The organism is Streptomyces sp. NPDC050418, assembly GCF_044458745.1.
GTDB lineage: Bacteria > Actinomycetota > Actinomycetes > Streptomycetales > Streptomycetaceae > Streptomyces.
In genome coordinates this window covers 234,791-254,803 of record NZ_JBITIG010000009.1, presented here as the reverse complement: position 1 = coordinate 254,803, position 20,013 = coordinate 234,791, and the positions used below count along the sequence as shown (strand labels likewise).

At 72.4% G+C, this 20,013-nt stretch carries 11 protein-coding genes; 3 read left to right on the top strand and 8 right to left on the bottom strand.

Annotated features, from left to right (window positions below; translation table 11 throughout):
- Nucleotides 1-14: 14 nt before the first annotated feature.
- Nucleotides 15-926, top strand: coding sequence for an adenosine kinase (locus ACIBI4_RS23365; protein WP_399205931.1), 912 nt, complete (start codon nt 15-17; stop codon nt 924-926).
- Here ACIBI4_RS23365 and ACIBI4_RS23360 read toward each other — a convergent pair.
- The 7 genes from ACIBI4_RS23360 to ACIBI4_RS23330 form a co-directional block, all read right to left on the bottom strand.
- Nucleotides 923-1,366, bottom strand: coding sequence for an OsmC family protein (locus ACIBI4_RS23360; protein ID WP_399205930.1), 444 nt, complete (start codon nt 1,364-1,366; stop codon nt 923-925). The genes ACIBI4_RS23365 and ACIBI4_RS23360 overlap by 4 nt on opposite strands.
- Before the next feature lie 75 nt (nt 1,367-1,441).
- The gene (gene nudC / locus ACIBI4_RS23355) at nt 1,442-2,389 is read right to left on the bottom strand and encodes an NAD(+) diphosphatase (RefSeq protein ID WP_399205928.1); all 948 of its coding nucleotides are present in this window, start codon (nt 2,387-2,389) and stop codon (nt 1,442-1,444) included.
- A gap of 68 nt (nt 2,390-2,457) precedes the next feature.
- Nucleotides 2,458-3,855 (bottom strand): dipeptidase, encoded by a 1,398-nt coding sequence (locus ACIBI4_RS23350; protein ID WP_399205927.1) that lies wholly within the window; start codon nt 3,853-3,855, stop codon nt 2,458-2,460.
- A gap of 82 nt (nt 3,856-3,937) precedes the next feature.
- On the bottom strand, nt 3,938-7,531 hold the full coding sequence (locus ACIBI4_RS23345; RefSeq protein WP_399205926.1) for a UvrD-helicase domain-containing protein: 3,594 nt from the start codon (nt 7,529-7,531) through the stop codon (nt 3,938-3,940).
- Between the two features lie 93 nt (nt 7,532-7,624).
- A complete protein-coding gene (locus ACIBI4_RS23340) occupies nt 7,625-8,317 on the bottom strand; it encodes a hypothetical protein (RefSeq protein WP_399205925.1) in 693 nt (230 codons plus the stop codon).
- A 75-nt stretch (nt 8,318-8,392) separates the two neighbouring features.
- Nucleotides 8,393-11,851 (bottom strand): ATP-dependent helicase, encoded by a 3,459-nt coding sequence (locus ACIBI4_RS23335; RefSeq protein WP_399205924.1) that lies wholly within the window; start codon nt 11,849-11,851, stop codon nt 8,393-8,395.
- Between the two features lie 290 nt (nt 11,852-12,141).
- Nucleotides 12,142-12,519, bottom strand: a complete 378-nt coding sequence (locus tag ACIBI4_RS23330) for an MGMT family protein (RefSeq protein WP_399205923.1) — start codon at nt 12,517-12,519, stop codon at nt 12,142-12,144.
- A 245-nt stretch (nt 12,520-12,764) separates the two neighbouring features.
- Here ACIBI4_RS23330 and ACIBI4_RS23325 point away from each other — a divergent pair, with 245 nt between their 5' ends.
- Nucleotides 12,765-15,431 (top strand): flippase-like domain-containing protein, encoded by a 2,667-nt coding sequence (locus ACIBI4_RS23325; RefSeq protein WP_399205922.1) that lies wholly within the window; start codon nt 12,765-12,767, stop codon nt 15,429-15,431.
- 21 nt (nt 15,432-15,452) lie between these two features.
- On the opposite strand, the gene ACIBI4_RS23320 is transcribed toward ACIBI4_RS23325, so the two are convergent.
- The gene (locus ACIBI4_RS23320; protein ID WP_399205921.1) at nt 15,453-16,196 is read right to left on the bottom strand and encodes a YwiC-like family protein; all 744 of its coding nucleotides are present in this window, start codon (nt 16,194-16,196) and stop codon (nt 15,453-15,455) included.
- A 156-nt stretch (nt 16,197-16,352) separates the two neighbouring features.
- On the opposite strand from ACIBI4_RS23320, the gene ACIBI4_RS23315 reads away from it, so the two are divergent.
- Complete coding sequence (locus ACIBI4_RS23315) at nt 16,353-20,012, top strand: nitrate reductase subunit alpha (RefSeq protein WP_399205920.1); 3,660 nt, start codon at nt 16,353-16,355, stop codon at nt 20,010-20,012.
- Nucleotide 20,013 lies beyond the last annotated feature (1 nt).

Sequence of the window (20,013 nt, the reverse complement as noted above, 5' to 3'; positions counted from 1 at the left end):
GGAAGGGTCCGGGCATGACTTTTGAGACCGACATCCTCGTCCTGGGCGGCTCCGGTGTGGACACCGTCGTGCAGGTGCCCGAGCTGCCGCTGCCGTACGCCGACAGCTACATGATCCGGCCGGGGATCGTGGCGCGGGCGGGGCAGAGCGGGGACTTCGTGGCCGTCTCCGTGAGCGCGCTCGGGCTGCGTACCCACCATGTCGACATGGTGGGTGACGATCACGAGGGCGAGCTCGTGCGGACGCTGCACCGTGACCGGGGCATCCCGTTCACCTGCGTACCGTCGCCCGCGGGGACGAAGCGGGCGGTGAATCTCGTCGGGCCTGACGGGCGGCGGCTTTCGCTGTACGACGACTCGCGCGCCCAGGAGACCGACCGCCTCCCCGAGGCCGTGGTGCGGAAGCTGGCGGCAGGGAGCCGGCACGCCCATGTGGTGATCACGTATCCGTGCGCGTACGCGCTGCCGCTGCTGCGGGAGGCGGGGGTGACGGTGTCGACGGATCTGCACAACTGGGATGGCGAGAATCCGTATCACGAGGAGTTCGCGCTCGCGGCGGACCTGGTCTTCCTGTCCACCACCGCGCTCGCCGATCCGGAGCGGACCATGCGGGACATCGCGGAGCGGGGCCGCGCGAAGGCCGTCGTCGCGACCGCCGGGGCCGAGGGTGCCCTGATGCTCGTCGACGGTGAGGTCACCCACGTGCCCGCGGTCGCGCCGCCCGCGCCCGTCGTGGACTCCAACGGCGCGGGGGACGCCTTCGCCGCGGGCTTCCTGTTCGGGTGGCTCGGTGGTGAGGACGTACGGCGGTGTGCGCTGTACGGGGCGATCGCCGGGGCCTACGCCTGTACGGTGCCGTCGACCAGGACCGATGCGGTCGGCCGGGCCGAACTGGTGGCTCGCGCGGCCGAGTTGCCGGCTCCTTAGCCCTCGAACCCCACCGAGCCGTCCGGCAGGATCGCCTCCACGCGGGCGCCGTGTTCCACCGTGCGGCTGACCGTGCAGTGCTGGGCGTGGGTGAGGCGGACGGCGCGGGCGAAGACCTCGGTGGCCTTGCCTCCGTTGGCGTCCGCGGGGATGTCGAGTTCGTACGTGACGCGGATCCTGCCGATCCGGCCGTCGTCCTCGGGGGTGGAGAAGGAGTCGACGACGATCCGCAGGTCGTCGTGGTCGACTGCTCGGGCCGTACGGTCGACGACCATGCCGCCGCAGCCGCCCATCGCCGCGAGCAGCAGCTCGACCGGGGTGAAGGACGGCTGGGCCGACTCGTCGTCGGCCGGGCCGATGCGGACCTCGGCGCCCCGGTCGTTGCGGGCGAGCCAGGTGCGGTAGCCGGTGCGGACGGTTTCGATGCGGTAGTCGGCCATGGCGTCAGGGTACGGGCGCGGCGCCCGGCAAGCGCGTCGTGGGCGCCCTCACCAGGGGCGCCCACCACGCGAGTGCTACTTCGCGGGCAGCGGCTTCGGCAGCGGCTTGCCGTACCAGAGTTCGATGAGGCGGGCCGCGATCGAGATGCCGTACGGCGGGATGACCTCGCCGGATTCGAAGGCGGCGCGCAGTTCGTCGCGGGAGAACCAGCGGGCCTCCTCGATTTCCTCGCCGTCGACCGTGATCTCGGGCGAGGTGGCCCGCGCCATGAAGCCGAGCATGAGGGAGGAGGGGAAAGGCCAGGGCTGGGAGGCCACGTACTCGACGTCGCCGACCGTCACGCCCGCTTCCTCGAAGACCTCGCGGCGCACCGACTGCTCGATGGACTCGCCCGGTTCGACGAAGCCCGCGAGCGTCGAGAAGCGGCCCTCGGGCCAGTGGACCTGGCGGCCGAGGAGGATGCGGTCCTCCTCGTCCGTGACGGCCATGATCACGGCCGGGTCGGTCCGCGGGTAGTGCTCGGCTCCGCAGGCCGGGCAGCGCCGGATGTGCCCCGCGGCGGCGATCTGGGTGCGCTCGGCGCAGCGGGAGCAGAAGCGGTGCATGCGCTGCCAGTTCTCGAGCGCGACCGCGTGCACCATCAGGCCCGCGTCGCGCGGCGAGAGCAGCAGGCCCGCCTCGCGCAGCCCGGCCGGGCGCGCGGACTGGTCCATGCGGCCGGGCAGCGTGTCCTTCTGCAGCGCGAAGTAGCGCACGCCGTCCTCGTCGGTGCCGAGGAAGTAGCGGTGGGTCTCGGTGACCGGGGCCTCGAAGGCCGGGGTCATGACGAGTTCGGTGCCGCCGTCCGCCGTGTCGTCGATCAGGGCCTGGCCGCCGGAGACGACGAACACCCGCGTGGTGGGGTGGCTCCAGGCGGCGGCGAGCCACGCCTCGTCGAGGCGGTGGTGCGCCGCACGGTCGATCCCGGTCGGTGCGGTGAGCGGGATGGGCCGGTCAGCTGTGCGGTCGGTCCAGGTGGTCACAGGAACTTCCAACTCCCCCGGTGGAAAGGGCGCTCAGGCGGCAGGGCGGCAGGACGGGCTCGTACGGGTCAGGTGCGCAGGGACTCCGCGAGGTCCGTCCAGAGGTACGCGGTCGTCTCGACGCCCTTCATGAGCAGATCGAGCTCGACCTTCTCGTTCGGGGCGTGCCAGCCGTCCGACGGTACGGAGATGCCCAGGAACAGGACGGGTGACGCCAGGACGTCCTGGAGATCGGCGGCCGGTCCCGAACCGCCCTCGCGCGTGTAGCGGACGGGCTGTTCGAAGGCCCGGCCCATGGCGCGCGAGACGGCTTCGAGCGCCGGGTGGTCGAGCGGGGTGAGGCAGGGGCGGGTGGCGCCGCTGAAGGTGAGCGTGTGCCGGATCCCGGCGGGCACCTGGCTTTCGACCCACTGGGTCACGGCGGCCTCGATCCGGGCCGGGTTTTGGCCCGCGACGATCCGGAACGAGAGCTTGAGGGTGGCGGCGGACGGGATGATCGTCTTGCCGCCGGGGCCCTGGTAGCCGCCGCCGATGCCGTTGACCTCGGCGGTCGGGCGGGCCCAGATGCGCTCCAGGGTGGAGAAGCCCTCCTCGCCCTGTGCGGCGTAGGACTTGGCGGTGCGCAGCCACTCCTGCTCGTCGAAGGGCAGCTCGGCGAAGAGGGCGCGCTCGCGGTCGGTGAGCTCGATGATCCCGTCGTAGAAGCCGGGGACCGCGACCTTGCCGTGCCCGTCGTGGAGGGCGGCGACGATACGGCCCGCGACGGTGGCCGGGTTGGGTACGGCGCCGCCGAACGATCCGGAGTGGATGTCCTGGTCGGGGCCGCACAGCGAGAGCTCGCACTCGACGAGGCCGCGCATGCCGGTGCACACGGTCGGGGTGGTCTCGGACCACATGCCGGTGTCGGAGACGATCACCACGTCGGCGGCGAGGCGGTCGCGGTGCTTCTCGACGAGGGTGCGGAAGTGCGGGGAGCCGGACTCCTCCTCGCCCTCGATGAGGAGCTTGAGGTGGACGGCGGGGGTGGTGCGGCCGGTCGTCGCGAGGTGCGCCTGCACGCCCAGGGTGTGGAAGAAGACCTGGCCCTTGTCGTCGGCGGCGCCGCGCGCGTACAGCCGGTTGCCCTTGATCTCCGGCTCGAAGGGCTCGGTGTCCCAGCCGTCCTCGCGGGCGGCGGGCTGGACGTCGTGGTGGCCGTAGACCAGGACGGTCGGGGCGTCGGGGTCGTCGCTCGGCCACTCGGCGAAGACGGCGGGGGCGCCCTTGGTCTCCCACACCTCGGTGGCCGGGAAGCCGGTCTCCTTGAGCTGTGCGGCCAGCCAGTCGGCGCTGCGGCGTACGTCGTCGGCGTGCTCGGGCTGGGCCGAGACCGAGGGGATGCGCAGCCAGGCCGTGAGGTCCTCGAGGAAGCTCTGGCGGTGCTCGGCGATGTACTGGCGGACGGCGTTGTCCGGGGACTGGCTCATGTGTTGAGCCTAACCGGAGGGTGCGGAGTGGTTTTCGGGGGCGGGTCGGCCGGGCGTCGGCGGCGGCCGTGAGGGCCGCGGCTCATGGGCCGTCCTGCGGGGGCGGCGCGAAGAGGCGTTCCAGGTCCTCGCGGGACGGAAGCCGGTCGGGGTGGGTGACCTTGCCGGTGCGGACGAAGACGAAGGCGGCCGTGACCGATTCCACCGGGATCTCCAGCTGCTCGGCCCACGCGAGGCGGTAGATCGCCAGCTGGAGCGGGTTGGCCGAGCCGCCGTGGCCGGTCTTCCAGTCGACGATCTCGTACGTGACGCCCTCGGTGCTCTCGGTGCGGTACACCGCGTCGATCCGGCCGCGGATCACCCGTCCGGCCAGCGCGAACTGGAACGGTGCCTCGATCGCGTACGGCGTGCGGTGGGCGTACGCCGTGTGCTCGAAGGCTTCCTTGAGGGCCGCGAGGTCGTGTTCGTCGGCGATCTCCGCGTCGGCGCCGGGGAGCTCATCGGGATCCAGGAGCGGGAGCTCCAGGGCCTCGAAGCGGGACTCGACCCACGCGTGGAAGCGGGTGCCGCGCCGGGCGGCCGGGGCGGGCGGGCGCGGCATCGGGCGGGCCAGCTCGCGGGCGAGACCGTCGGGGTCGGCGGACAGGCGCAGCACCTGCGAGGCGCTGAGCGACGCCGGCAGCTCGACGTCCCGCACGGTACGGCGGGAGCGCTGCAGCTCGACGGCGAGCGCGTCGAGGTCACGGTCCCAGGAGGCGATGGCTCGGAGGTCCTCGGGGGTGCGGGGGGTGCGGGCGTGGGGGATGTGGCGGGGGTCCTGGGTCCGGGGCGCGGGGTCCGGGGTGCGCGCGGGTGCGTGGTCCGGGGTGCGCGCGGGTGCATGGTCCGGGCGTTGGCGCGGCAGGTTCTCCCAGGCGTCGCCCGCGAGCTCCTCAGCGGCGGGCGGCTCCTCGGGTCCGTCCCAGTCCTCAGGCCCGTCCCACTCCTCGGCCTCGTCCCACTCCCCCGGCTCCTCCAAGTCCTCAGGCCCCTCCAAGTCCTCCGGCTCCGGTGGCCACTCCGGGTCGTACGCCGTCTCGTGGGCCTCGTCCGTCGGGACCGGGCCCGCCGGGTGGGGCGCCCGGGACGACAGGCGGGGCGCCCGGGACGACGACGGATGGGGTGCGTCGTGGCCGGGTGCGCGCAACGCGTCCAGGTGGGCCAGGACCGTCGCTGCCGCCGCGCGGCGGCGGGCCAGGGCCTCGTCGTCCAGCGGGAGGGGCCAGGCGTGTTCGGCGGAGGCCTCGGCGAGGGCCGGGTTCTCCGTGTCGTCGGCGGGCTCGTCCGCCCAGACCTCGATCTCGCCGTGGCCCGCCACGCAGTGGTCGTACAGCGCGGCGAGGAAGTCCGACGGGCCGCGCTTGCGCTTCTGCGTCGGGCCCCACCAGTGCCCGGAGCCGAGCAACAGGGAGCGGGGGCGCGTGAACGTCACGTATCCCAGGCGGAGTTCCTCCGTGCGCTGGTGGTCCTTCATCTCGTCGTGGAAGGACTTGAGGCCCCGGCTGTCCCAGGCGCCGACCTCGGGCAGCGTCGCCGCGTCGCCGCGCAGCGCGTGCGGCAGGACCTTGGCCTGCGCGGTCCACTTCTCGCGGCCCTGGCCGGACGGGAAGGTGCCGGTGACCAGACCAGGGACGACGACCACATCCCACTCGAGGCCCTTCGACTTGTGCGCCGTGAGCACCTTCACCGTGTTCTCGCCGCCGGGCAGCGCGTTGTCGAGGCCCTTCTCGTACTGCGCGGCCGTCCGCAGGAAGCCGAGGAACGCGAGGAGGGAGGCGGTGGGCTCGCCCGCGGCGAACGAGGCCGCTATGTCGAGGAAGTTGGAGAGGGTCTCGCGGCGGCGGGCCGCGAGCGCGTGCGGGGACGCGGAGAGCTCGACATCGAGGCCGGTGACCGCGAGCACGCGGTGCAGGACGTCCATCAGCGGATCGGCGAGCGAGCGCCGCAGTTCGCGCAGCTCGGTGGCGAGGCGGGCGAAGCGGACGCGGGCGTCGGGCGAGAACGGGAGGTCGTCCTCGGCGGACTCCGTGGTCTCCAGGAACGTGTCGAGGGCGTCCGCGAGCGAGATGACCTCGGCGGGGTCGGTGCCCTCGACGGCCGCGGCCAGGCGCGCGTCCGCGTCCCCGTCCTCGGCCCGGGTGTGGTGCACGAGCAGCCGGGCCCGGCGGCCGAGGAGCGCGAGGTCGCGGGCGCCGATGCGCCAGCGCGGGCCGGTGAGGAGCCGGACGAGGGAGGCGTTGGCGCCCGGGTCCTGGAGGACCTCGCAGACGGCGACAAGGTCGGCGACCTCCGGCAGGTGGAGGAGTCCGGACAGGCCCACGACCTCGACCGGGATGTCCCGCGCGACCAGCGCTCCCTGGATCTCGGCGAAGTCACCCGCCGTACGGCACAGGACCGCGATGTCGCTCGGCTCCTTGCCCGTACGGACGAGGTGGGCGATCGAGTCCGCCAGCCACGCCATCTCCTGGCCGTGGGTCTCGGTGAGCGCGATCCGTACGAACCCGTCCTGCTCCGCGCCGGGCGCAGGGCGCAGCGCCTCGACGCCTTCGTGCAGCGCGCGCAGCGGCTCGGCGAGCGTGTTGGCGAGGTCGAGGAGGCGGCCGCCGCTGCGGCGGTTCTCGCTGAGCGCGAAGCGGTCGGCGGGGCGGCCGTCCGCGTACGCGAAGTGCTCGGGGAAGTCGTCGAGGTTGGCGACCGAGGCTCCGCGCCAGCCGTAGATCGCCTGGCAGGGGTCGCCCACGGCGGTCACCGGGTGGCCGGTGCCGGCGCCGAACAGCCCGGAGAGCAGGATCCGCTGGGCGACGGACGTGTCCTGGTACTCGTCGAGGAGCACCACACGGAACTCGTCCCGCAGGATCGCGCCGACCTCGGGGCGGGTGGACGCGAGGGTGGCGGAGAGGGCGATCTGGTCGCCGAAGTCGAGCACGTCCTTCGCGCGCTTGGCGCTGCGGTAGCGCGTGACGAGCTCGGCCAGCTCACGGCGGGCCGCGGCGGTCTCGGGGACCTTGCGCAGTGTGTCGTTGCTGAGCTTCGCGCCCTCCAGGTCGTGGAGCAGCTCCTGGTCGTAGGCGCGCAGCCGCTCGGGGCGTACGAGGTGTTCGGCCAGCTCCCCGTCGAGCGCGAGGAGATCGCTGACGAGGTCGGCGAAGGAGCGCGTCAGGGAGGGATACGGGCCCGGGGCCTCGCGCAGCACCTTCGCGGCGAGCTGGAAGCGGGTGGCGTCGGCGAGGAGGCGGACGGTGGGCTCGATGCCGATGCGCAGGCCGTGGTCGGTGATCAGGCGGCCGGCGAACGCGTGGTACGTGGAGATCAGGGGCTCGCCCGGGGGGTCCGCCAGATTCTCGGGGGCTTCGGGGTCGGTGATGCCCGCCTTGACGAGGGCGGTGCGGACGCGTTCGGCGAGCTCGCCCGCGGCCTTGTTCGTGAACGTGAGGCCGAGGACCTGCTCGGGGGCGACTTGGCCCGTGCCGACCAGCCACACCACGCGTGCGGCCATCACCGTGGTCTTCCCTGACCCGGCGCCGGCCACGATCACCTGCGGGGCGGGCGGTGCGGTGATGCAGGCCGTCTGCTCCGGGGTGAACGGGATGCCGAGCAGCTCCTTGAGCTGGTCGGGGTGGGTGAGTCGTGCGGGCACGGGTCGAGGCTACTGGGGTGGTCCGACAATCGGGGTCCGGCGGGGGTTCGGGTGGAGGTGGGCTCCCCACCCGGAGCCGCCGGGGCCGCCGGTTCAGGACTGCGGCTTGCCCTCGACCACCTCGGCCGCCGGCGGGGCCGCCACCTCGATCGGGGAGTTGAAGGACGAGAACGTCGCCGTCGTCTTCGACGCGCCCTCCGTCACCACCCGCAGGATGTACGGCTTGCCCTCGGTCGCGACGTGGATCGTGGACTTGCCGCCCTGCTCGGACTTCTCCAGGGTCGCCGTCTTGTGGCCGTCGACCTGCGAGTCCGCGCCGCGCGTCGCGCCCTTGAGCGCGTCCTTCTTGAAGAGGGCCTCGATGCGGCAGGTGGACTCCTTGGGCTTCTCCGGGGACTTGACCCAGCGGCCCGCCGCGTCCTTCGCCGCGGCCTCGCTGCCGAGGACGACCTTCATGTACGCGGGGCCGCCCTTCGAATACGCGGCACCGTCCGCGGTGACCGACTCGACCTTGCCGACCGACGGCAGCACCATCGTGGTGCGGCAGCTGCCGCTCGGCGCGACCTCGAAGGTCGCCGTGGACTTCTGGCCCTGCTGCACGCCCTCCGTGGTGACGCGCACGGACTTCGCGGACTTCGTCGCGGCCATCGCCTCGTCCGCGATCGTCCCGGCGCTCTTGCCGTCGAAGTAGGCGGAGTCACTGCCCGAGCCGGAGCAGCCGGTCAGGGCGAGGCCCGCGGCGGTGAGGATTCCGGCGGCGGTGAGAGGCTTTGCGTAGAACTTCATGGGTGTACTGGATCTCCGGTTCCATGCCGTGCGACGGCATTTGTGTCTTACGTCACGGTGACCCTAGTGGCGTATTCACTCCACGATGTGGCGCCCCTCCGGGCGCGCGCTGCACGAGGACTGGAACGAGCAGTGGGTGCAGTGCTGGCCGGAGGACGGCGCGAAGCGTTCGTCGAGGACCTTGCCCGCCGCGTTCGCGAGCAGGTCGCCGACCCATTCGTGCTCGGCGAGCGGCCCCTGCGCCTGGACGCGGGGCAGCGCCTCGCCGCCCTCGCGGCGGGGCGCGGGCTGGCGCAGATGGACCAGCTCGGCGCCGCCCGGCAGCGGACGTTCGCCGTCGAAGGCCTCGTCGAGCGCGCCCTCGCGGACCGCGAGCTGGTAGACGGCGAGCTGCGGGTGGCGCTCGACCTCGGCGGCGGTCGGCGCGTTCTTGCCGGTCTTGAAGTCGACGACGTAGGCGCGGCCCTGGGCGTCGGTCTCCACGCGGTCCATGGAGCCGCGGATGCGGACCTCGACGTCGCCGGTCTCCAGGGTCACGTCGAAACCGTGCTCACTGGCGACGGGTGTACGGGCCGCGTTGGAGTCGACGTGCCAGCGCAGGAAGCGTTCGAGCGCGACGCGGGCGTTCTGCTTCTCCTGGACGGACTTCCAGGGGGCGTCGAAGGACAGCGCGTCCCATACGGAGTCGAGGCGCGCCATGAGGACGTCGAGGTCGGCGGGGGTGCGGCCGGAGGCGACCTCGTCGGCGAGGACGTGCACCACGTTGCCGAAGCCCTGCGCGGCGGTCGCCGGGGCGTCGGCCTTCACCTCGCGGCCCAGGAACCACTGCAGGGAGCAGGTGTTGGCGAGCTGGTCGAGGGCGCTGCCGGAGAGCGCGACAGGACGGTCGCGGTCGCGCAGCGGGACCTTGCTGTGCGTGGGCTCGTACATGCCCCACCAGCGGTACGGGTGCGCGGAGGGGACGAGCGGACGGCCGTCGTCGTCGCTGAGCGCGGCGAGCTTCGCCAGGCGCACGGCGGCGGCCTCGCGCAGAGCGTCGGAGGCGCGCGGGTCGACGGTGGTCGAGCGCAGCTCGGCGACGAGGGAGGCGACGGAGAGGGGGCGGCGGGGGCGGGACGTTATGTCCTTGGGTTCGACGCCAAGTTCGGTGAGGAAGCGGGAGGGCTGGTCGCCGTCCTCGGCGGGTGCCTTGACCGCGGTGACGACGAGGCGTTCGCGGGCGCGGGTCGCGGCCACGTAGAACAGACGCCGCTCCTCGGCGAGCAGGGCGCCGGGCGTGAGCGGGTCGGCGAGCCCGTCGCGGCCGATCCGGTCGGCCTCCAGGAGCGAGCCGCGGCGGCGCAGATCGGGCCAGAGGCCCTCCTGCACCCCGGCGACCACGACGAGGCGCCACTCCAGGCCCTTGGAGCGGTGCGCGGTCATCAGGCGTACGGCGTCGGGGCGCACGGTCCGCTTGGTGAGGGTGTCCGCGGCGATGTCCTCGGCCTCGGCCTCCGCGAGGAAGTTGAGCGCGCCGCGGCCGCCGGTGCGCTCCTCGGCGCGTGCGGCGGTCGCGAACAGGGCGCAGACGGCGTCGAGATCACGGTCCGCGTTCCGGCCCGCCGCGCCGCCGCGGTACGAGGCGCGCTCCAGGCGCTGCGGCCACGGCGTGCCGTCCCACAGCTCCCACAGCGCGTCCTCGGCGGTGCCGCCGCCCGCGAGCAGTTCGCGGGTGCGGCGCAGCAGCGCGCCGAGCCGCTGGGCCCCCTTCGCGTACGCGGGGTCGTGCGCCGCGAGCCGTTCGGGCTCGGCGAGGGCGCGGGCGAGCAGGTCGTCGGAGGGCGCCGGGGTGCGGTTCCCGCCGTCCCGCTCCTCGTCCCGCAGCGCCCGTCCGAGCCGCCGCAGGTCGGCGGGGTCCATGCCGGCGAGGGGGGAGGTGAGGAGAGTGAGGGCGGTGTCGGTGGGGAGCCAGGGGGGAGCGATGCGCGTCGCGGGAGCCTCCGGGCCGGGCTCGGCCTCGTCCGCCTCGTCCGCCTCGTCCGCCCTGGGCTCCGGCTCGCCAGGATCGGCCTCCGCCTCGTCCCGTACGCCGGTCTCCGCCCCTTCCCGTACGAGATCCGCCTCACCCCGCCCGTCATCCGCCGCCCCCTCCCGCTCCGACGCCACCGCCTCCGCCACCGCTCGCAGGGCGAGGAGCAGCGTGGCGACGGCCGGTTCGTCGCGCAGGGGGAGGTCGTTGCCGTCGATGTCGAGGGGGACGCCCGCGGCCGTCAGGGCGCGGCGGACCGCGGGGATCGTGGCGGCGCCCGCGCGCAGCAGGACCGCCATCTCGGACCAGGGGATGCCGTCCTCGAGGTGCGCGCGGCGCAGCAGGTCGGCGATGTTGTCGAGTTCCGTGCCCGGGGTCGGGTACGTGTGCACCTCGACCGAGCCGCCCTCGTGGACCGCGCTCAGACCTCGGTGGCGGCGGACCTTGTCGACGGGCAGCCGGGGCAGCGGCATCCGGCGCGTGAGGAGCCGGGTGGCGTCGAGGAGCGCGGTGCCCGAGCGGCGTGAGGTGGTGAGCACCTCGACGGGGGCGGGGCGTCCGTCCGTACGGGGAAAGGCGTCGGGGAAGTCGAGGATGCCGTTGATGTCGGAGCCGCGGAACGCGTAGATCGACTGGTCCGGGTCGCCGAACGCGGTCAGCGTGCGGCCGTTCCCGGCGAGTGCCTGGAGGAGGCGGACCTGGGAGGGGTCGGTGTCCTGGTACTCGTCGACGAACACCGCGTCGTACCGCGTGGCGAGCTGCGCGGCGACCTCCGGGCGGCGGGCGAGCAGGACGGCGCGGTGGACGAGTTCCGCGTAGTCGAGGACACCCTGCGCGTCGAGTACGTCCAGGTACTCGGCGAGGAAGCCGGCCGCCGCGGCCCAGTCGGAGCGGCCGCTGCGGCGGGCGAACGCGGCGAGCGCGTCCGGGCCGAGGCCCAGCTCGCGGCTGCGGGCGAGCACCGCGCGGACCTCGTCGGCGAAGCCGCGGGTGGTGAGGCAGGCGCGCAGCTCCTCGGGCCAGCGGATGCCGGCGTGGCCGGTGGCGGCGAGGTCGAGTTCGCCTTCGAGGAGCTCGCGGACCATCACGTCCTGCTCGGGTCCGGAGAGCAGCCGCAGCGGGTTGACGAAGAGATCGACGTCCTGGTGGGCGCGGACGAGCGCGTAGCAGAACGAGTGGAACGTGGAGGCCTGTGGCGCGTTCACGCCGCCGATGCGCAGCGCCATCCGGTCGCGCAGTTCGACGGCCGCCTTGCGGCTGAAGGTGAGGACGAGGACGCGCGCGGGGTCCGTACCGGCCTCGATGCGCCGGGTCACGGCCTCGACAAGGGTGGTCGTCTTGCCCGTGCCCGGCCCGGCGAGCACCAGAAGCGGGCCGCCTTCATGGTCAACCACCGCGCGCTGAGCTGCGTCCAGACGAGGGGGATCCACGCGAGGCGGCTGGGTACGCACCAGGCGGTACGCGCCGTGGGTCCCCGGACGCACGGAAGCGTCCGGAGTGCGCCGGTCGGAAGTGGAGGAGCTCACGTGGATCGCCGGTCCTGGTGGGTGTACGAGGGGCTGTGCGGTGGCCGGTCCTGCCGTGGCCCGAGGGCCGCGGCGTGGCTGCCGGGTGCGGTGGCGGCATGGTGACCGCGGGGAGCATCGGCACCGCGGTGACCGACGCTACGCCAGTGTGCGGGAGGGTCCGCCCCGTTCCCGCACTTCGGCCTTCCGGCCTGCGCGAACGCCGTATCCTGCGGCCCTGCGCCCGCCCGGCGGCTTTTCATCCGGACGGGCCCGCCACCGCACCTGCGGCCGCCGGATGGCGGAAGCTGTCATGTGTGAGTGGGCCCCTCAGCGGGTGCGCCGTCCCAGCGCGCCCGTCGCATGTCGAGCCGTTGGCTGCCGTCCGCGGCCGTGCGCAGCGGTGTGGCCTCCATCCGGTACCGCTCGAGCGCGCGCCGTTCGTGGCCCGGCAGCAGCACGCCGTCGGAGCGGACCACGCGCCACCACGGGACGGGGCCGCCGTAGAGCGCCATCGCCCGGCCGACCTGACGGGGGCCGCCCTCGCCGAGCCACTCCGCGACATCGCCGTAGGTCATGACGCGGCCGGGCGGGATGCGTTCGGCGACGTCGAGCACCCGCTCCACGTACGCGGGAAGTTCCGGGAACGCGGCGGCATCGGGGGTGCGCTGCTGGCTCATCCGCTCCATGGTGCCGCACCCCACCGACAGCGGGCCGGGCGGCAAGGGCGGGGCAAACTCTCACAACAACGGCACGCTGTGTCTCCCGATTGCACCCTGATGCCCCCTGACGTCGGTGGCTCATGCCACCATCATCCGGGCGGTGACTGGTGATACGAGATCAAAAAGCGACGGAATCCGAAGGTTCGCAGGGGGCGGAGCCCGAGAAGGGCGACGGTTCCGCTGCCGCTTCGTCGCGCCCGGACCCGTATGAGATGACGACCGTCCCGTCCGCCGAGACCGGCCACACCGCCCGCGCCGGCCACCCCCACGGTGACCACGATCACGACCACGAGCTGGCCGAGGTCGAGCGCGTCGAGGGGGACGAGCCGCTGCTGCCCGCGCGCGTGCACCGGCCCTCGGACCTGATGCGGCTGCTCGTCGGCATCCTGTCGATCGCGCTGGTGCTCGCCATCGCCGCGTTCGCGCACGGCACGACCTCGGGCCTGGAGTCGGACTTCGCGTCGCGGACCGCCGAGGCCCCGGACCTCCTGATCAAGTTCGCGGGGCTCGCGTCCAGCATCGCGGTGCTGCTCGTGCCCGTGGCGTTCGCGATCGAGCGGCTGATCAAACGCGACGGGCTGCGGATCGCGGACGGGGTGCTCGCCGCGGTCCTTGCGCACGGCGTGACCCTGGCCACCGATCTGTGGGTCATGAACGCCGCGCCGGAGTCCGTACGGGACGCGCTGACCCGGTACAACGAGGCGGGCGATCTCACCGACCCGGTGCACGGCTATCTCGCGCCGGTCATCGCGTACATGACAGCGGTCGGTCTCTCGCGGCGGCCGCGCTGGCGGGTGCTGCTGTGGGCGGTGCTGCTGCTCGACGCGCTCTCGATGCTGGTCGCCGGGTACACGACCCCGTTCTCGATCATCCTGACCGTCCTGATCGGCTGGTCGGTCGCGTACGGAACGCTGTACGCGGTCGGTTCGCCGAACGTGCGGCCCACCGCGCAGAACCTGCTCAGCGGGCTGCGCCACGTCGGCTTCAAGCCGGTGAGCGCGGCCCGTGCCGAGGAGCTCTCGGACGGTCCTTCGGCCGACGGCGGCGACCGCGGCCGGCGCTACTTCGTGACCCTGGAGGACGGGCCGCCCCTCGACATCACGGTCGTCGACCGCGAACAGCAGGCGCACGGCTTCTTCTACCGCGTCTGGCGCCGGCTGACCCTGCGCACGGTCACCACCCGCCGGTCCCTGCTCTCGCTGCGCCAGGCCCTCGAACAGGAGGCGCTGCTCGCGTACGCGGCGATCGCGGCGGGCGCCAACGCGCCGAAGCTGATCGCGACGTCCGAGCTCGGCCCCGACGCGGTGATGCTCGTGTACGAGCACACGGGCGGCCGTTCGCTGGACTCGCTGCCGGACGAGGAGATCACCGACGGGCTGATGCGCGACACCTGGCTGCAGGTGGAGGCGCTGCAGTCGCGGCGGATCGCGCACCGCAGGCTGGCCGGCGACGCGATTCTGGTGGATCGTTCCGGCAAGGTGATCATCACCGATCTGCGGGGCGGTGAGATCGCCGCCGGTGATCTGCTGCTGCGGATGGACATCGCGCAGCTCCTGACCACGTTCGGCCTGCGGGTCGGGGCGGAGCGGGCCGTCGCCGCGGCCGTCGGTGTGCTCGGCGGTGACACCGTCGCCGACTGTCTGCCGCTGCTGCAGCCGATCGCGCTGTCGCGCTCCACGCGGGCCGAGCTGCGCCGGCTCGGCCGCGAGCGGGCGCAGCGTGAGCGGGACGCTGTCCTCGAGGCCTCGCGGCTCGCGAAGGAGGCGCGGGCCGCCGAGTCCGGCGAGCCGGAGCTCCTGCACAAGAGCAGCAAGGCCGAGCGGCAGGCGGAGAAGCGGGCGATGGACGAGGCCGTCGAAGGGGCTCGCGAGGAGGATCTGCTCACCCAGATCCGCCACCAGGTGCTCAGCATCCGTCCGCAGGCGCCGGTGGAGCCGGCCCAGCTGGAGCGGATCAAGCCGCGGACGCTGATCAGCTGGATCGCGGGCGCCTTCGCCGCGTACATCCTGCTCGGCCAGCTGACGAAGTTCGAGTTCTCGCAGCTGCAGTCCGCGCAGTGGGGCTGGGTGGCGGCCGCCGTGGCGTTCTCGGCGCTGAGCTACCTCGCGGCCGCGATGAGTCTGCTCGGCTTCGTGCCCGAGCGGGTGCCGCTGGTGCGGACGATCGCCGCTCAGGTCGCCGGTTCCTTCGTGAAGGTGGTGGCGCCGGCCGCGGTCGGCGGTGTCGCGCTCAACACGCGCTTCCTGCAGCGGGCCGGGGTGCGCTCCGGGCTCGCGGTGGCGAGTGTCGGCGCCTCGCAGCTGTTCGGACTTGGCTCGCACATCCTGCTGCTTCTGACGTTCGGCTATCTGACCGGTACGGAGAACACCACGGACTTCACGCCCTCGCGTGCCGTGATCGCCGGTCTGCTCACGGTCGCGGTGCTGCTGCTCGTGGTGACCGCGGTGCCGTTCCTGCGGAAGTTCGTGTCCACGCGGGTGCGGTCGCTGTTCGCAGGCGTGGTGCCGCGCATGCTGGATGTGCTGCAGCGGCCGCAGAAGCTGCTCACCGGTATCGGCGGGATGCTGCTCCTGACGGCGTCCTTCGTGCTGTGTCTGTACGCGTGCCTGGAGGCGTTCGGCGCCGATGCCACCCAGCTCAGCCTGGCCGGGGTCGCCGTGGCGTTCCTCGCGGGCAACGCCATCGGCTCGGCGGCGCCGACGCCCGGTGGTGTGGGCGCGGTGGAGATCGCGCTCTCCGGGTTCCTGGTGGCGTTCGCGGGTGTGCCGGCGGAGATCGCTACGCCGGCGGTGCTGTTCTATCGGCTGCTGACCCTGTGGTTGCCGGTGCTGCCGGGGTGGCTCGCGTTCAATCACCTGACGCGTAAGGGTGCGCTGTAGGGCCCGGACCCTGAGTGTGTCCTAGAGGCTGACGGCGAGCACCGTCGCCAGCAGCGCCAGTGAGCCCATGACCTCCAGCGCGCCCACCACCGGTACTTTCACCCCGCGCCCCGGCAGCACCGCCGCCCGTACGAGGTACGCCGTGAAGGGGAGGGCGAGCCAGGGGTTCAGGAGGGTCGCGGCGGCCAGGGCCGCCGCGTGGTAGGCGACCGAACCCCGGTAGTACGCACGTGAGTTGCGCTCGCGGATCATCGTCTTCACGTACGGGACCGTGCCCGCGAAGTACAGCAGGCACGCGAGCGCAGGGGCCCAGGCGCCCCAACTGCCTTCGCCCAGGCGGTAGGTGACCAGGAGCATGCCGCAGGCCGGGACCACCGCGAGCAGGCCGTTGAGGAGGGCCCGTTCCTTGTTGCGCCACGCGTAGTACGTGTTGGCGAGGACGAAGGGGGCGGCGGCCGCGCACGCCAGGAGGAGCCAGGGGTACGCCACGGCGAGGGGGATGCCCAGCGCCGCGAAGCCGGCCGCGAAGGTCAGGGCCGGGCGGATGTGGCGGCGCGGGGCACGCGGGTTGCGGGAGACGCGGCGCAGCCGGAGCCACTGCTGTGCGTGGTACGTCGCCATGTAGCCGAGGAGCCAGGCCGCGAGGAGCGGCAGATGCGCCCGGCGCGGGCTGCCGAGGAACGTCCCGGCCGCGAAGGGGACCGCGAGCATCGCCCACGCCCCGTGCTGGTCGGGCAGCCAGCGGCTGCCGCGTTTCCGGCTCACCTTTTCTCCTTTCGACCCGTCCACTTTCCCACCGCACCCCACGGCGAAGTGAGGCAAGAGGTCCTGGCCGTACGGGACTTCTGTCACCGGGACACGCCGGAACGCGGGCATAGCCTCGGTGGAGTCAATTCCACAGGTGTCCGGAGGGACGAGGCGTTGCAGCAGCAGGACAGCAGAAGCGCTGCCGAAGCACTGGTCAGGGCCGGCGGATTCTTCCGCCGTTCCGCGTCGGCCACGGTGTCCGAGGACCTGCGCACGATCACGCATACCGGCGGCCGCGCCGCCGAGGTCTTCTACCGTGACCGCTGGAGCCACGACAAGGTCGTGTATTCCACGCACGGGGTGAACTGCACCGGATCGTGCCGCTGGAAGGTGTACGTCAAGGACGGCATCATCACCTGGGAGACCCAGGCGACGGATTACCCGTCCACGGGCCCCGACCGGCCGGAATACGAGCCGCGCGGATGTCCGCGCGGGGCGTCCTTTTCCTGGTACAGCTACTCCCCCACACGCGTCCGCCATCCGCATGTCCGCGGCACGCTCCTGGAGATGTACCGCGAGGCGAAGAAACGCCTCAAGGACCCGGTGCTTGCCTGGGCCGACATCCAGAAGGACGACGGGCGCCGCCGGAAGTACCAGAAGGCGCGCGGCAAGGGCGGCCTGGTCAGGGCGACTTGGGACGAGGCCGTCGAGATCATCTCGGCCGCGCATGTCCACACCATCAAGGAGCACGGCCCCGACCGCGTCGCCGGCTTCTCGCCGATTCCCGCGATGTCGATGGCCTCGCACGCGGCCGGTGCGCGTTTCCATTCGCTGATCGGCGCGCCGATGCTCAGTTTCTACGACTGGTACGCGGACCTTCCGGTGGCTTCCCCGCAGGTATTCGGCGACCAGACGGACGTACCGGAATCAGGTGACTGGTGGGACGCCGCATATCTCATGATGTGGGGCTCGAATGTGCCGGTGACGCGGACCCCGGACGCGCACTGGATGGCCGAGGCGCGTTATCGCGGCCAGAAGGTCGTCACGGTGTCGCCGGATTTCGCGGACAACACCAAGTTCGCCGACGAGTGGATGCATCCGCATCCCGGCACGGACGGCGCGCTGGCCCTGGCCATGGGGCATGTGATTCTCAAGGAGTTCTTCGTCGAGAAGAAGACGGAGTTCTTCGAGAACTACGTGCGGCAGTACACCGATCTTCCCTTTCTGATCAGCCTCACCGAGGGCGAACAGGGGCTTGTTCCCGGAAAGTTCCTCACCGCGAAAGATCTCGGCCGGGAGACCGAGAACGCGGAATGGAAGACCGTGCTCGTCGATGACGTGACCGGTGAACTCACCGTCCCCAACGGCACGCTGGGCCACCGGTGGGGCAGCAACGAGCAGCCCGAGTGGAATCTCGACCTCGGCGGCGTCGTCCCGCGGCTCACCTTCATCGACGAGGACGAGCGGGCCGAGATCACGCTCCCCCGGTTCGACGAGGACGGCGCCACGATGCGCCGCGGCGTCCCCGTCCGCCGCGTGGACGGCCGGCTCGTCACCACCGTCTTCGATCTGCTGCTCGCCCAGTACGGTGTCGAGCGCGAGGGCCTGCCCGGCGAGTGGCCCGCCTCGTACGAGGACGCGCGGACCCCGGGCACGCCCGGCTGGCAGGAGACCCTCACCTCCGTGCCCGCCGCCCAAGTGACGCGGGTGGCACGGGAGTTCGCGCAGACCGCGGTGGACTCCGAGGGCCGCTGCATGATCCTCATGGGCGCGGGCACCAACCACTGGTTCCACTCCGAGACGATCTACCGCGCCTTCCTCGCCCTGCTCACGATGACCGGCTGCCAGGGCCGCAACGGCGGCGGCTGGGGCCACTACGTCGGCCAGGAGAAGTGCCGCCCGGTCACCGGCTGGGCGACCCTGGCGAGCGCGAGCGACTGGGGCAGGCCGCCGCGCCACATGATCGGCGCGGGCTGGTTCTACCTGCACACCGATCAGTGGCGGTACGACTCGCTGCCCGCCGACGCGCTGGCCTCGCCGCTCGGCGCGGGCCGCTTCGAGGGCATGACGGGCGCCGACTGCCTGGCCGCGTCGGCGCGGATGGGCTGGATGCCCTCGTATCCGACCTTCGACCGCAATCCCCTGGAGCTGGGCTCCCACGACGACCCCGTGCAGAACGCCGTACGGATGCTCAAGGACGGCGAGCTGGGCTTCGCCGGCGAGGACCCGGACGCGCCGCGCAACTGGCCGCGCGTGCTCACCGTATGGCGGGCCAATCTTCTCGGCTCCAGTTCGAAGGGGAACGAGTACTTCCTCAAGCATCTGCTCGGCACGCACTCCAACCTGCCCGAGGACGGGCCGCGTTGTGTGCCGCGCGATGTGACCTGGCGGGACGAGGACGTGGAGGGCAAGCTCGATCTGCTGCTCGCCATGGACTTCCGTATGACCTCGACGACCCTGCTCGCCGACATCGTGCTCCCGGCGGCCACCTGGTACGAGAAGCACGATCTGTCGTCCACCGACATGCACCCGTTCCTGCATGCCTTCACCCCGGCCGTGGACCCGCCGTGGCAGGCGCGCTCCGACTACGACGCGTTCCACGCGATAGCCCGGCGCTTCGGCGAGCTGGCGAAGGAGCACCTCGGCGTACGGCGCGATCTTGTCGCTACCGCGCTGCAGCACGACACCCCTGGTGGCGAGATGGCGCAGCCCGGCGGGGTGGCGCTCGACTGGTCGCAGGGCGAGTGCGAGCCCGTACCGGGCCGGACGATGTACAACCTCACGGTCGTGGAGCGCGACTACGGGGCCGTCGGCGAGAAGTTCGCCGCGCTCGGACCGCTGGTCGACTCCCTCGGGGTGACCACGAAGGCGATCACGTTCGAGGTCGGCGAGGAGGTCGCGTATCTGAAGGAGAAGAACGGGACCGTACGCGGCGGCGTCGCCGACGGGCGGCCCCGGCTCGAGACCGCGCAGCAGGCGTGCGAGGCGATCCTGCGGCTGTCCGGCACCTCCAACGGGCGCCTGGCCACGCAGGGTTTCGAGACCCTGGAGAAGTCCACGGGTCAGGAGATGGCGCATCTCGCCGCCGAGGCCGAGGGCAAGCGGATCACCTTCGCCGACACCCAGGCCCGGCCCACTGCGGTGATCACGTCGCCCGAGTGGAGCGGCAGCGAGTCCGGCGGCCGCCGCTACACCGCGTTCACCGTGAACACCGAGCACCTCAAGCCCTGGCACACGCTCACCGGACGCCAGCACTTCTTCCTCGACCACGACTGGATCCACGAGGTCGGCGAGGCGCTGCCCACGTACAAGCCGCCGCTGGACATGAGCAAGCTGTACGGGGAGCCGAGGCTCGGCACGGTCGACTCCGCCGGGAAGTCCGTGGCCGTCCGGTACCTGACCCCGCACAACAAGTGGGCGATCCACAGCCAGTACCAGGACAACCTGTTCATGATGACGCTCGGCCGCGGCGGCCAGACCGTATGGATGTCACCGCAGGACGCCGAGTCCATCGGGGTCAGGGACAACGACTGGATCGAGGCCGTGAACCGCAACGGCGTCGTCACCGCCCGCGCGATCGTCTCGCACAAGATGCCGCCCGGCACGGTCTACATGAACCACGCGCAGGAGCGCACGGTCGGCGTCCCGAAGACGGAGAAGACCGGCCGGCGCGGCGGCATCCACAACTCGCTGACCCGGATCATGCTCAAGCCCACCCATCTCGTGGGCGGCTACGCCCAGTTGACCTGGGCCTTCAACTACCTCGGCCCGACCGGCAACCAGCGCGACGAAGTCACGGTCATCCGCCGCCGCAACCAGGATGTGGAGTTCTAGA